The 12,983-nt window shown below is 72.6% G+C and carries 14 protein-coding genes; 5 read left to right on the forward strand and 9 right to left on the reverse strand.

What is annotated here, in order from left to right:
• Nucleotides 1–2: 2 nt before the first annotated feature.
• From QSK15_RS19785 to nadD, 4 genes are all read right to left on the reverse strand, one after another.
• Nucleotides 3–857 carry a DegV family protein gene (locus tag QSK15_RS19785; protein ID WP_285795607.1) on the reverse strand — a complete coding sequence of 285 codons (855 nt, stop codon included), beginning with the start codon at nt 855–857 and terminating at the stop codon, nt 3–5.
• Nucleotides 858–905: 48 nt separating this feature from the next.
• Entirely contained in the window at nt 906–1,535 is a 630-nt protein-coding gene (locus tag QSK15_RS19790) for a histidine phosphatase family protein (protein WP_285795608.1), read from the reverse strand.
• A complete protein-coding gene (rsfS, locus tag QSK15_RS19795) occupies nt 1,532–1,939 on the reverse strand; it encodes a ribosome silencing factor (protein WP_030336526.1) in 408 nt (135 codons plus the stop codon). Before rsfS ends, QSK15_RS19790 begins: the two co-directional genes overlap by 4 nt.
• Nucleotides 1,940–2,049: 110 nt before the next feature.
• On the reverse strand, nt 2,050–2,646 hold the full coding sequence (gene nadD, locus QSK15_RS19800; protein WP_030336528.1) for a nicotinate-nucleotide adenylyltransferase: 597 nt from the start codon (nt 2,644–2,646) through the stop codon (nt 2,050–2,052).
• A 154-nt stretch (nt 2,647–2,800) separates the two neighbouring features.
• On the opposite strand from nadD, the gene QSK15_RS19805 reads away from it, so the two are divergent.
• A complete protein-coding gene (locus QSK15_RS19805; protein ID WP_285795609.1) occupies nt 2,801–3,484 on the forward strand; it encodes a PadR family transcriptional regulator in 684 nt (227 codons plus the stop codon).
• A 184-nt stretch (nt 3,485–3,668) separates the two neighbouring features.
• A complete protein-coding gene (locus QSK15_RS19810) occupies nt 3,669–4,874 on the forward strand; it encodes an FAD-dependent monooxygenase (protein ID WP_285795610.1) in 1,206 nt (401 codons plus the stop codon).
• A 47-nt stretch (nt 4,875–4,921) separates the two neighbouring features.
• Here QSK15_RS19810 and pepN read toward each other — a convergent pair whose 3' ends face one another.
• Complete coding sequence (pepN, locus tag QSK15_RS19815; RefSeq protein WP_285795611.1) at nt 4,922–7,438, reverse strand: aminopeptidase N; 2,517 nt, start codon at nt 7,436–7,438, stop codon at nt 4,922–4,924.
• Nucleotides 7,439–7,507: 69 nt separating this feature from the next.
• On the opposite strand from pepN, the gene QSK15_RS19820 reads away from it, so the two are divergent.
• Nucleotides 7,508–7,726 carry a DUF397 domain-containing protein gene (locus tag QSK15_RS19820; protein WP_030336536.1) on the forward strand — a complete coding sequence of 73 codons (219 nt, stop codon included), beginning with the start codon at nt 7,508–7,510 and terminating at the stop codon, nt 7,724–7,726.
• A 120-nt stretch (nt 7,727–7,846) separates the two neighbouring features.
• Here QSK15_RS19820 and QSK15_RS19825 read toward each other — a convergent pair whose 3' ends face one another.
• On the reverse strand, nt 7,847–8,248 hold the full coding sequence (locus QSK15_RS19825) for a hypothetical protein (protein WP_285795612.1): 402 nt from the start codon (nt 8,246–8,248) through the stop codon (nt 7,847–7,849).
• Between the two features lie 145 nt (nt 8,249–8,393).
• On the opposite strand from QSK15_RS19825, the gene QSK15_RS19830 reads away from it, so the two are divergent.
• Together QSK15_RS19830 and QSK15_RS19835 are read left to right on the forward strand one after the other, a co-directional pair.
• On the forward strand, nt 8,394–9,656 hold the full coding sequence (locus tag QSK15_RS19830) for a cytochrome P450 (protein ID WP_285795613.1): 1,263 nt from the start codon (nt 8,394–8,396) through the stop codon (nt 9,654–9,656).
• A 135-nt stretch (nt 9,657–9,791) separates the two neighbouring features.
• The gene (locus QSK15_RS19835; RefSeq protein ID WP_285795614.1) at nt 9,792–10,889 is read left to right on the forward strand and encodes a glycosyltransferase family 2 protein; all 1,098 of its coding nucleotides are present in this window, start codon (nt 9,792–9,794) and stop codon (nt 10,887–10,889) included.
• Nucleotides 10,890–10,970: 81 nt separating this feature from the next.
• Here QSK15_RS19835 and QSK15_RS19840 read toward each other — a convergent pair whose 3' ends face one another.
• From QSK15_RS19840 to QSK15_RS19850, 3 genes are read right to left on the reverse strand one after another with little or no spacing between them, the layout of a single operon-like run.
• Nucleotides 10,971–11,588, reverse strand: a complete 618-nt coding sequence (locus QSK15_RS19840; RefSeq protein ID WP_285795615.1) for a DUF3618 domain-containing protein — start codon at nt 11,586–11,588, stop codon at nt 10,971–10,973.
• Nucleotides 11,585–12,052, reverse strand: a complete 468-nt coding sequence (locus QSK15_RS19845) for a phage holin family protein (RefSeq protein WP_285795616.1) — start codon at nt 12,050–12,052, stop codon at nt 11,585–11,587. Before QSK15_RS19845 ends, QSK15_RS19840 begins: the two co-directional genes overlap by 4 nt.
• A 31-nt stretch (nt 12,053–12,083) precedes the next feature.
• Nucleotides 12,084–12,953 (reverse strand): hypothetical protein, encoded by an 870-nt coding sequence (locus tag QSK15_RS19850; protein ID WP_285795617.1) that lies wholly within the window; start codon nt 12,951–12,953, stop codon nt 12,084–12,086.
• Between the last annotated feature and the right edge of the window lie 30 nt (nt 12,954–12,983).

The following is a 12,983-nucleotide window of genomic DNA, read 5'->3' on the forward strand; positions in this document are numbered from 1 at the left end:
GCTCAGCCCTGCGGCCGGCGGTGGACGACCACGCAGGCCAGCCCCGGCCCGGCGTGCGCAGCGATGACGGCACCCGCCTCGGAGACGTAGGTGTCGTGCAGCCGGTCGCCGAACCGTTCGGTCAGCGCGGCACGCAACGCCTCGGCCCGTTGCGGTGCGGCCAGGTGGTGTACCCCGAGGTCCACGTCGTCGTCGCCGGCCGCCTCGACGGCCAGGTCCACGAGGCGGGCCACTCCTCGGCTGGCGGTGCGGACCTTCTCGCGCAGCACGATCGCCCCGTCCGGCATATGCATGATCGGCTTGACGGACAGCGCGGTGCCGACCAGCGCCTCGGCGGCATTGATCCGGCCGCCGCGACGGAGGAACTCCAGCGTGTCGACGTAGAACCAGACGGTGGTGCGGGCCACGGCGGCGAGCGCCGCGTCGCGTACCCCGGCAAGGTCGGCGCCGGCCTGGGCGGCGGTGGCGGCGGCGATGGCGGGGAAGCCCAGCCCCATGCCGGTCGAGCGGCTGTCCACGACCTCCACCCGGCCGTCCAGGTCGGCGGCGGCCAGCCGGGCGGCCTCCACAGTGCCGGACAGCGCGGCGGAGAGGTGCACCGAGACGATCCCGTCGGCGCCGGCGTCGAGCAGTTGGCGGTACGTCCGGGCGAACTGCTCGGGTGCCGGGCGGGAGGTGGTCGCGGTGACCCGGCGGGCACTCAGTGCCACTGTCGCGTCGGACGGTTGGGTCTCCACCCCCTCCAGCCCTTCCGCGCCGTTGAGGACGACGGTCAACGGCACGACGGTCAGCCGGTGCGCCTGCACCAGCTCGGGCGGAAGGTAGGCGGTGGAGTCGATGACAACCGCGACGGGCATGCCCGGCACGCTAGCCGATCGAGGCCGCGAACGCCGAGGCGCGATTGCTCAGACCGCGTCGACAGCGACCGGTGCGGTGATCAGGCCGACGTTGTGCGCCCGCAACTGCCATCCCCGGACGTCGTCGTGACGCAGTTCGGTCCAGTGGCAGTTGGCCAGCGAGCCGACGCCGCGCAGCACCGCGGCGTCCCAGCCGAGCAGGTGCCCGACACCCTGTCGGGACGCGCCACCGTGGGTGGCGAGCACGACGGTGCCGCCCGGCGCCGCGTGGGCGGCGTCGAGCAGCGCGGCGGCGACCCGCTCACCGAGGTCGTGCAGCGGTTCCAGGTCGACGCCGGGATCGGGGTCGCCGGCCCGCCAGCGGGCGTACTCCTCGGGGAAGCGCTCGGCGACCTCGGTGAGGTGCAGGCCCTGCCACTGGCCGAAGTGCCGCTCGCGCAGGCGGGCGTCGGTGCGGACCGGCAGCCCGGTCAGCGCCGCGAGCGCGGCGGCGGTGTCCGCGGCGCGGCTCAGGTCGCTGGACACGATGGCGTCGGGCCGCAGCGCCGCGAGCAGCGGGGCGGCGGCGCGGGCCTGGTCGCGGCCCAGCTCGTTGAGGGGTACGTCGGTCTGCCCCTGGACCCGGTTGGCGGCGTTCCAGTCGGTGTTGCCGTGCCGCCAGACGATCAGTCGGCTCATTCGGCGGCGGCGGACCCGCTGGCGTCGGCCTCGACCAGGTCGCGATCGACGAACGGGATGGTGGGGCAGTCCTTCCAGAGGCGGTCGAGCCCGTAGAACTCGCGCTCCTCGGTGTGCTGGACGTGCACCACGATGTCGACGTAGTCGAGCAGCACCCAGCGGCCACCGCGCTCGCCCTCGCGCCGCACCGGCTTCGCCTTCTCCGGCAGCTCCAGCAGGCTCTCCTCGATGGCGTCGACGATGGCCAGCACCTGACGCTCATTGGGGGCGGCGGCGAGCACGAACGCGTCGGTGATGGCGAGCTGGTCGCCGACGTCGATGATCGTGATGTCCTGCGCCTTCTTGTCGGCGGCGGCCTGGGCGGCCGCGATAGCCAGCTCGTGAGCGCGTTCGGAAACTGTCACCGTTCTCCTTCGATCAGGCGTGCGATCCTCCAAGCGTCTCATACCCGACGGCATCGCGATCGTGCAGTTCTGCCCGGTTAGCTGCACGAACCTGGGCATAACGGATGCGCTCAGCGCTGATAGAGGCTCCGCTTGGCGATGTACTGCACCACACCGTCGGGCACCAGATACCAAACCGGCTCACCTCTGGCGACCCGGGCGCGGCAGTCGGTCGACGAGATGGACATCGCGGGCACCTGGATCAGGCTGACGGTGTCCGCCGGGAGGTGCTTGTCGCTCAGCGGGAAGCCGGGCCGGGTCACACCGATGAAGTGCGCCAGCTCGAAGATCTCGTCCAGATCCTTCCAGGACAGGATGCGTTGCAGGGCGTCCGCTCCGGTGATGAAGAAGAGTTGCACCTTCGGGCCGTACTCAGCCTGGAGGTCACGCAACGTGTCGACCGTGTAGGTGGGCCCGCTGCGGTCGATGTCGACCCGGCTGACCTGGAAGCGGGGGTTGGAGGCGGTGGCGATGACGGTCATCAGGTACCGGTCCTCGGCCGGGCTGACCGGCTCGTCGGCCTTCTGCCACGGCTGGCCGGTGGGGACGAAGACCACCTCGTCCAGGCCGAACCGGTCCGCCACCTCGCTGGCCGCGACGAGGTGCCCGTGGTGGATCGGGTCGAAGGTGCCACCCATGATCCCGATCCGCCGGATATCTTCCTCCACCCAGTGATCGTAGGCCGAGCCTCGTTGCCGACCGTCCCGGCCCGGCACCGTCGGCCGTGCGTTGCCGGACATCGGCGCGACAGGGGATCGCGGCAGGCCCGCTCGACGGCGTATATTCGTCGACGAGTAACCGTCGACGAGCGAGGGGGTCGTCGTGCCGAAGCGGCGCAAGGTCGGCAACCTGCTGGCGCTGGCCGTGCTGTCCGCCCTGGTCCAGCGGCCCATGCACCCGTACGAGATCGCCACCGCACTCCGTGCCTGGGGCAAGGACCAGGACATGGAGTTCAAGTGGGGGTCCTTCTACACGGTGATCGGCAACCTGGACAAACACCACCTGATCGAGGCGGTGGAGAGCCTGCGCGAGGGCCGCCGCCCGGAACGCACCGTCTACCGGATCACCGACGCCGGGCGGGCGGAGCTTGTCGACTGGGCCCGCGAGCTGGTCTCCACCCCGATGGCCGAACACCCCCGCTTCCGGGCCGGGCTGTCGGTGCTCGCCGCGTTGCATCCCGACGAGGCCACCGACCTGCTGCGGCAACGGCTCTCCCTGTTGGAGGACGCGATCCGCCAGGACCGCGAAACGCTCGACGCGCACCTGCGGGAGGTTCCCCGGCTGTTCCTGGTGGAGTCGGAGTACGACCTCGCCATCCGGGACGCGGAGGCCGCCTGGCTGCGGGCCCTGCTCGCCGAACTGACCTCGGGAAGCTACCCCGGCCTGGACACCTGGCGGGCCTTCCACGAGACCGGTGAGATGCCTGCCGAACTGACCGATCTGGCCGAGAGAACCAGCACCGACAGCACCACCACCAGCAGCCGCAGGGCCGACCCCACCGGCTGAAGAACGGCCCCGGCGAGGTGCGCCAACACCTCACCGGGGCCCTGACCCCGAACCGACGCCTGGGAAGGCACCCGGCCCGAAGCGGCAACCACGAGGATAACCGGGCTCCCTCCCAGGTCCGCGCGCCCGCGCACCGACCACACCAGGTCCGCGCGCCGGCACCGACCACACCCAGGGAGAGACCATGACCACGGTACGAACCGCGATCGTCATCGGCGGTGGCATCGCCGGGCCGGTGACAGCGCTCGCGCTGCGCCGCGCCGGCATCACCGCAACCGTCTACGAGGCGTACCCGAGCACGGCCACCGGCCTCGGCGGCACCCTCGCCCTCGCGCCCAACGGGGTGGCGGCGCTGCGGACGGTCCGCGTCCACGACGCGGTGACGGCGATCGCCACACCGATCGGACGCAACGTCCTGGCCGTTGGCCGCCGACGCATCGACCTGCCCACCCTGACCGGGGTGCCGCCGCTGCACGTGGTGCACCGGGCCGAGCTTCACCAGGTGCTGCACGATCAGGCGTCCGCTGAGGGTGTGCCGTTCACGTACGGCAAGCGGCTGGTCGGCGCCGAGCAGACCGGCGACGGCGTGATCGCCCGTTTCGAGGACGGCAGTACCGCCACCGCCGACATCCTCGTCGGCGCGGACGGAATCCGCTCCACGGTCCGGGGTCTGATCGACCCGGCCGCACCCGGCCCCCGGTTCACCGGGCTGCTCGGCTTCGAGGCGGTGGCCCGACACGAGGTCGACGCCGAGCCGGGCACGATGACGTTCGCGTTCGGGCGACGGGGCTACTACCTGTACTGGCCGGAGCCCGGCGGCGGCACCCGATGGGGGGTCAACCTGCCGCAGCAGCGGCCGATGAGCCTGGTCGAGGCCCGGGCGGTGCCGGCGGAGCAGTGGCTGGACACGCTGCGCGCCAGCTACGGCGACGACGACCCGGGCCGGGACCTGATGACGACCAGCAACGCCGCCGACCTCCAGGTGGTCGGGTCGTTGCAGATCATGCCGCCGGTGCCGCACTGGCATCGGGGCCGGATGGTGCTGGTCGGCGACGCGGCGCACGCGCCGTCGAACAGTTCGGGGCAGGGCGCCTCGCTGGCCATCGAGAGCGCCGTGCAACTCGCCCGCTGCCTGCGCGACCTGCCGGACGTCGAGGCGGCGTTCGACGCGTACGTGCGGCTGCGTCGTACCCGGGTGGAGAAGGTGGCGGCCCGCGCGGCCCGGATCAACCACGCGAAGGCTCCCGGGCCGGTCGCGCGGACGCTGATGCCATTGCTGATGCCACTGATGGTGCGCACGGTGCTGGACCCGGAGAAGACCGTCGCCGACGAGCAGCGCTACGTCATCGACTGGGACGCGCCGGTCACTGCCGCACCCGCTCCGCGCTGAGCTGTGGACCAGCGGGGTGGCCGACCGGCCACCCCGCTGGTCAGCGTTCAGGCCGAGGCGGCGGCCACCGCCGTCCAGGCGACCAGCGCGCGGCGCAGGTCGTCGTCGGAGTCGGTCACCACCCGGCGCAGGCCGGGGGTCAGGTCGTCGCGGGCCAGCAACGCCGCGGCCGCCTCCCGGGTCGGCTGCGCCACGGCGTAGCGGGGGAACGCCAGGGCCGCCACCCGGTCGGCCGTCCAGGGGGTACGCCGACGCGCGGCGGCCGGCATCTCCTCGAAGTACCTGTCGACGTACTCGGCGGTCAGCTCGGCCTGTTCGGGTTGCCAGAACCCCTCGGCTGTCGCTTCCAACAGCCGGTTGGACAGGTCGGTATCCCGCACGATGATCTTCCACGCGGCCTGCTTCGCCGCCAGGTCGGGCAATGCGGCCCGGCAACGGGCGGCCCGTTCCACGCCAGCGGAGCTGACGTCGGCGGCCGCCTCGATGGCGATCTCCGCCTCTCCGGCGGCACCCAGCACCACCAGTCGGCGCAGCACCGCCCAGCGCAGCTCCGCGTCGATCTTCAGGCCGGCCGGCACGTCCCGGCCGGCGAGCCAGCCGACGAGCAGGTCGGCGTCGGTGGTGGCGGCGATCCAGCCCCGTGCGGCGGCGAGCTGCAACGACTCACCAGCCGGCGCGCCGTCGAGCAGGCGCCGGCACGCCTCGGCGACCCGGGCCAACGCTGTCGAGCGGGCCAGCGGGTCGAGGTATCGGTCGACGAGTGACCGACTGAGCGTCAGCACGTCCTCCGCGATGATCACTTCGGTCTCGGTGGGCAGCGCGGCGACGACCAGGTCGACCAGGCCGGCGACCGGCCGCTCCCCGTCGGTCGCCGCGTCCAGCGCCTCGCCCCACAGCACTGCCCGGGCCAGCGGGTCGGTCAGGCCGGGCAGCACCAGCGGGACGGCCTCGGCCGACACCGGGTCGAGACGTACCTTGGCGAAGGTGAGGTCACCGTCGTTGAGGAGCAGCAGCCGGGCCGCCGGCTCACCCGTCAGCTGACCCAGCACGGTGCGTCCACCGTCGGCGGCCGGGTCGATGTCCACCTCGTCGCGCTGGACGGTGCCGTCCGCCGCGTAGCGGCCCACGCCGATCCGGTGCGGGCGCAGCACCGGGTGCGACTCGGGTGCGCTCTGCACCACCGCGACCTCGGCGTAGCGGCCGTCGGTGTCGACGGCGACCTCGGCGCGCAACGTGTTGACCTGCGGCTGGCGCAACCACAGCTCGGCCCAACCGGACAGCTCCCGCCCGCTGCTGGCGGAGAGGCTGGTGAGCAGGTCGTCGAGGGTGGCGTTGCCGAAGCGGTGCGCTGCGAAGTGGGCGTTCAGACCGGCCAGGAACGCCTCGTCACCGAGCCACGCGACCAGCTGCCGCAGCACGCTGGCCCCCTTGGCGTACGAGATGCCGTCGAAGTTGAGCAGGCCCTCGTCGGCGTCGGCCACCTCCTGCGGGGCGACCGGGTGGGTGGAGGGACGCTGGTCGGCCGCGTAGCCCCAGGCCTTGCGGCGCATCGCGAAGGTCGTCCAGGACTGGTCGAAGCGGGTCGCCTCGGCGGTGACCCGGGTGCCCAGGTACTCGGCGAAGGACTCGTTCAACCACAGGTCGTCCCACCAGCGCATGGTGACCAGGTCACCGAACCACATGTGGGCCATCTCGTGGGCGATGGTGCCGGCACGCTGCTCGCGCTGCGTGTCGGTGACCGCCGAGCGGAAGATGTAGTCGTCGCGGAAGGTGACGATGCCCGGGTTCTCCATCGCGCCGGCGTTGAACTCGGGCACGAACGCCTGGTCGTACTTGCCGAACGGGTAGCGCTCGGTGAAGAGCTGGTGGAACCGGTCCAGGCACTGCCGGGTGACGGTGAAGATCTCTTCGGCGTCGGCGTCCAGGTGCTCGGCCTGCGACCGGCGGCAGAAGATGCCCAGCGGAACACCGTCGTGCTCGGCCCGCCGGACGTGGTACGGCCCGGCGATCAACGAGAAGAAGTAGGTGGCCAGGGGCGCGCTCGGGGCGAACTCCCAGCGCCCGGGGGCCGGGTTGGCGGCCAGCTCGGCGTTGCCCGCGACGAGCCACTGCGGCGGCGCGGTGACCGAGAGGGTGAACGGGGCCTTGAGGTCGGGTTGGTCGAAGGCGGCGAAGATGCGCTGCGCGTTGTCGAGGAACGACATCGCGTAGAGGTAGGTCTCGCCGTCGGCGGGGTCGACGAAGCGGTGCATCCCCTCGCCCGCGTTGGAGTACGCCATCTCGGCCTCGACGACGAGCGTGTTCTCCGTGGCCAGGTCACCGATCGGCAGCCGGTTGTCGGTGAGCAGGCCGAGGTCGAGGTCACTGTCGTTGAGGCGTACCGCCAGCAGTTTGGCGGGCTTGACCTCGGCGAAGGTCGCGGCGCCGGCGGTGGCCCGGAACCGGATCTCGACCCGGGAGCGGAACACGTCACCGTCACCGGTCAGGTCGAGGTCCACCTGATAGGACTCGACAGTAATCGCCGCGCCACGCGCGGTCGCCTCTACACGGGTCAGGCTCGGCATCCGCTTATCCTGCCCGATGGGGATCGGCACCCGGTCACCAGACGACCCTCGGCACTGGAGGAAAGAACCATGGCGCAGCACCCCAAGGGCGACTTCGACCTCTCTCGGGCGGTCTGGCAGCGGGCCGAGGGGGACACCTCCGACAGCGCCGTTGAGGTCGCGTTCGTCGACGACCTGATCGGCATGCGTAACTCGGCCGAGCCGGACGGGCCGGTGCTGGTCTTCACCCAGGCCGAGTGGGACGCCTTCGTGGCCGGGGCGCAGGACGGCGAGTTCGACCTGGACTGATCGCGCCCGCCGACCCGTCGGTGCTGGATCGCCGTGCCGGTGCCCGTGCTGCGGACACCGGCACGGCCACGCGGGCGGCCGGGCCGGGACCCTCCCGGGTCGACCACCCGGGGCCGCTGGTCAGCCATCGCCGGGGCCGTCGCCGTCGCCCCAGCCCAGGCCGCCGGGGCCGGGGGCGTGGTGGAAGCCCGGGTGGTCGGCCACGTCGACGCAGCGCTCCCCGTCCGGGCCGACCGCGCCGCAGAACAGCCGCTCGGCCCGCTGCCAGGCGTCGGCCGGGGACAGGGCCGCCGCCCCGAGTGCCACCTCCGAGCGGAGCAGGCTCAGCGCCTCGGCGTACGCCACTGCCAGTTCGCGCGCCTCGACCGGGCCGGGCGCGGTGAAGCCCAGGTGCACGGTGAAGAACCGGTGCGGACGGGTGGGCCGCCGTGGTGGCCCGATCAGTGACCGCCCGTCGCGGCCTCCGCCCAGTGCTCCGGCCGCTCGCCGCTGCCGCCAGTGCGGCGATCTGTTGTCGCGCATCCGCCCTCCCGTGGTTGTCCCACCAGCAGCAAACCAGGTTCCGCCGCCCCTGGGAGGGGCCAGCCGCGCAGGGGTTCAGCGGCGTCGACCGGGGTAACCGCGGTGGGCGGCGGCGACCAGCCGCGCCCGCCTGTGAGGAGACCCGATGGCGACCATGCCGGCCGACCGCAGCCCGGACAGCACCCTCGCGCTGCTGCGCGCCGGCTACCGATTCGTCAGCGAGCGCTGCGAGCGGTACGGCAGCGACGTCTTCCGGACCCGGATCCTGCTCGCCCCGACCATCTGCCTGCGGGGCCGGCCGGCGGCGGAGCTGTTCTACGACAACGACCGCTTCCAACGTGACACCGCGATGCCGCTGCGCATGCAGCGGACCCTGACCGGTCGGGGTGGGGTGCAGGGCCTGGACGGGCCGGAGCACGACGACCGCAAGGCCATGTTCATGTCGATCATGACACCGGCCGCGATCCGGCAGCTCGGCCAGCTCTTCGACGACGAGTGGCGGACCCGGATCACCGCCTGGGAGGACGCCGGCCCGGTGTCGCTCTACGACGAGCTGGGCCGGTTGCTGACCCGGGTGGTCTGTGCCTGGGCCGGGGTGCCGCTGCCGACGTCGCAGGTCGAGCGCCGAGCCACCGAGCTGCACGCCATGATCGAAGCCCCAGCGGCGATCGGCCCCCGGCACTGGCGGGGTCGGCTCGCCCGGTACCGCGCCGAACACTGGCTCGCCGACCTCGTCGAACGGACCCGGGTCGGCTCAGCCCCGGCGCCGGCCGGCAGCGCCCTGGCCGTGATCGCCGAACACCGGGACCGAGCCGGCCACCTCCTCCCCCGGCGGATCGCGGCGGTGGAGCTGCTCAACGTGTTACGCCCGGTGGTCGCCGTCGACCAGTACATCGCCTTCGCCGCGCTCGCCCTGCACGACCATCCGGGCTGGCGGGAACGGGTCCGCGACGACGACGAGGCCACCGAGCACTTCGTCCAGGAGGTCCGCCGCTACTACCCGTTCTTCCCGCTGGCGGCGGCCCGGGTCCGGCGGTCCTTCGACTGGCAGGGCCACCACTTTCCGAAGGGCCGGCGGGTGCTGCTCGACCTTTACGGCACCAACCACCACCCGGCGATCTGGCCGCAACCGGAGCTGTTTCGTCCGGAGCGGTTCGCCGGCCGACGGGTGGACCCGTTCGAGCTGATCCCGCAGGGCGGCGGTGATCACTGGGCCGGTCACCGCTGCGCCGGCGAGTGGCTCACCATCGACCTGATGAAACGGGCGGTCACCAACCTGACCACCGCCATGCGCTACGACGTGCCGGTCCAGGACCTGGCCCTGGACCTGCACCGGATGCCGGCGCTGCCGCCGCTGGGCCTGACCGTCACCAACGTCCGCCGCACGCCCGACCTCCGCCCGGCCTGACCCGCCCCACCGATCACGGTACGGGCAGCGCCACCCCGAGGCCCGGCCGTCGAAACGACCCGGCCGTTTGATCCCCGCAATTGCGGGCAGACGCTGCTCAGCACCGGCCGCGGCCCGGTCCGTCACGGAGTTGTCATGTCCCCGTCCAGCCCCACTGGTGACACCCGGCGCGGTGCGCGTCGGCGGGAGGTCGAACACGAGGGCGCCGGCCCGTCGCCGGTCCGTCTGCCGATGACGTACGTGCTGCCCCTGCGCTGGTACGCCGACACCGGTTTGGCCGAGCTGACCGACTACCTGCGCTGGCTGGGTGACCGGGTCGAGGTGCTCGTGGTCGACGGCTCACCTCCGGACCTCTTCGCCCGGCACGCCGAGGCGTGGCGGGGGTGGGTCCGGCATCTCCCACCGGACCCGGGCGAGCGCGGGCTCAACGGCAAGGTGCTCGGCGTACGCACCGGTGTCCGCGCGGCCGGCCACGAACCGGTGGTGATCGCCGACGACGACGTCCGGTACGACGAGACCGCACTGACCGTGGTACACCGACTGCTGAGCCGCGTCGACCTGGTACGACCGCAGAACTACTTCGACCCGCTGCCCTGGCACGCCTGGTGGGACACCGGCCGCACGCTGCTCAACCGGGCGCTCGGGGCGGACTACCCGGGCACCCTGGCCGTGCGGCGCAGCACCTTCCTCGGCATGGGCGGGTACGACCCGGACGTGCTCTTCGAGAACCTGGAGCTGATCCGCACCGTGCGCGCGTACGGTGGCAGCGAGGCCGCCCCGGCCTGGCTGTACGTCCGTCGGCTGCCTCCGGACGCCGCGCACTTCCGCGGTCAACGGATCCGTCAGGCGTACGACGATCTGGCGCAGCCGGCTCGTCTGCTCGCCGCGCTCGCGGTGCTGCCGGCGCTGGCGGCGGGGGTCGCGTCCCGCCGACCCGGGCTGCTGCTCGGCGCGGCGGTCGGGATCGTCGCGCTGGCCGAGACGGGTCGCCGCCGCGCTGGGGGCGGCCGGGTGTTCCCGCCGACGACGGCGCTGGCGGCCCCGCTCTGGCTGCTGGAGCGCGGGGTGTGCGGCTGGCTGGCGGTCGCCCAACGCCTCCTGTTGGGCGGCGTCCGCTACGGCGACAGCCGGGTTCGCCGAGCCGCCAACCCCGCCCGCCCCACCCCGCCCACCCACCCCACCTCGCCGACCCGCGCAATCTTGCACTTTCTGTCGGGACGGACCATGTCATGAACGACAACAACTGGTCCGAAACTGCAAGATCGCCGGGGCAGAGGGCCGGGGGCGGGAGCGGGCGGGGTGGGCGGGGGTGGTTCAGGGGGTGGCGTGGTCCTTGACGGTGTGGGCGGCGGACTTCGTGTCGTCCTTGACCGCGTGCACGGCGTCCTGCGCGGTGGACTTCACCGACTCGGCGGCCTGCTGGGCCGGCTCACGCAGCTCGCTGGCCACCTCGCCCAGCTTCTCCTTCACCACCCCGCTGTGTTCGCCGACCTTCTCCTTGATCTGGGTCGCGGCCTCCTGCTCGCGGCGCGAGGCCGGGATCAGCGAGGAAGCCAGCCAGCCCACCCCGAACGCGATCAGGCCGGCGGCGAGCGGGTTGCCCTGGGACTTCTGCCGGATCACCCGCGGAGCGCTGTGCGCGGCGTCGCTGACGGTCGAGGCCGCCGAGTGCGCGGCGTCGCTGACGCTGGAAGCCGCCGACGAGGCGCGGTCGCCCACCGAGTGGGCGGCGTGGCCGGTGCCGTGGCCGAGGTCCGACGCGGTTCCCATGACCTTTTCCCTCACATTCTGCAGCGCGGAGCGGGCCCGCTGCTTACGGTCGTCGACGATGCGGCTGGGGCTGACCTTGTACGCCAACGCATCCACATCGGAGCTGAGGCTGTTGCGGGTGGCTTCGATCTCCCGGCGGATCTGGTCGGGGTCGGTGCTCATCGGGTTACTCCCTCCGGGTGGGGTTTGAGCGCGTCGGGGATCCGCTGCACGCTGTCGTTGGTCTGCTTGAGCCCGCGTACGTGCTGGGCGTTCTTCTTGGCCGCCGAGTAGAGGACGGCGGCGACCACGGCCCAGATCACGGCCACGATCAACGCGGCCAGACCGGAGTCCATGACGTTGTCCAGGAACTGCCACACGGCGATGGACACGAAGAGAGCCACCATGTAGCCGCCGAAGCCGGCACCGCCGAAGAGGCCCGCGGCCTTGCCGGCCTTTTTGCCCTCCTGGCGGATCTCGGCCTTGGCCAGCTCGACCTCCTGACGCATCAGCGTCGACAGGTCGGTGGTGACCTGACGCATCAGGTCACCAAGCGAGCTGTTCTTCACCTCCGCGTCGGTGTGTGGGGCACCCGCGGTGGGGTGGTAACCGGAGTTCAGGCCGGACCCCTGCGTCGGCATGCTCATGCCGTCGTCTCCCTTCGGATGACTCGGCGGCTCACGGGCGCGGGGTGCCGCTGGACGGAACGCCCGGCAGCGGGTCGGTCTGGGTCACCGGCGGCAGCGGCTGACCGGTGCCGGAGTACTCCGGCTGCTCGCCCCGGCCGGGCTCGGCGTAACCACCGGACGCCGGGTCGGCGTAGCCAGCGGCCGTCTGGTCGGCGTAGCGACCGGGCGTCGGGTCGGCGTAGCCACCGGACGTCGGCGGGGTGTGCGTGCCGGGGGTCGGGTCGAGGTAGCCACCGGCCGGAACGGCGTCCGGCACCGCGCGAGGCGCCGGCGGCGGCGTCGGGATCACCGCGGTCTGCTCCGGGTCGTACGCGCCCGCACCCCGGTAGCCGGCGGAACCGTTGCCGGAGTCGTCACCGGACGCCGAGATGCCACGGGTCAACCGACCCGCCAGCACGCCGAGGACCGCCGCGCCGACCAGGAAGGTGCCCGGGTTACGCCGCGCGTAGTCGCGTACCTCGGTGATCAGGTCACCGGGCTGGCGCTCCTCGAGCCAGCCGGCCACACCATGCACCCGGTCGGCGGCCTGGCGGGCCAGCTCGGTCACCGGACCGGCCTGACCACCTTGCTCGGCCATCGAGCGCATCTCGTCGGCCAGCGAACGCAGTCCGCCGGCCGCCTTGCGCTGCTGCTCACCGGTCTGGCTGGCGAGCTGGCTGCGGGCCTCGCCGTACAGGTTGCGGGCCTGCCGGGCCGCCTCCCGACCGACCTCGGTGCCCTGCTCCCGGGCGGTCTGGGCGACCGCCCCGCCGGCCTGCGCGGCCTCCGAGCCGACCTGGCGCGCCTGGTCGCGGACGCCGCCGCCGTTGGTCGAGGGCTGCCCGTACGTGGAGGATGTCGGTGAAAGATCGTAAGTCATGATTTCCCTTCCGCTCAGCAAGTCGTCGCG

The organism is Micromonospora sp. NBRC 107095, assembly GCF_030269705.1.
Classification (GTDB): Bacteria; Actinomycetota; Actinomycetes; order Mycobacteriales; family Micromonosporaceae; genus Micromonospora; species Micromonospora parva.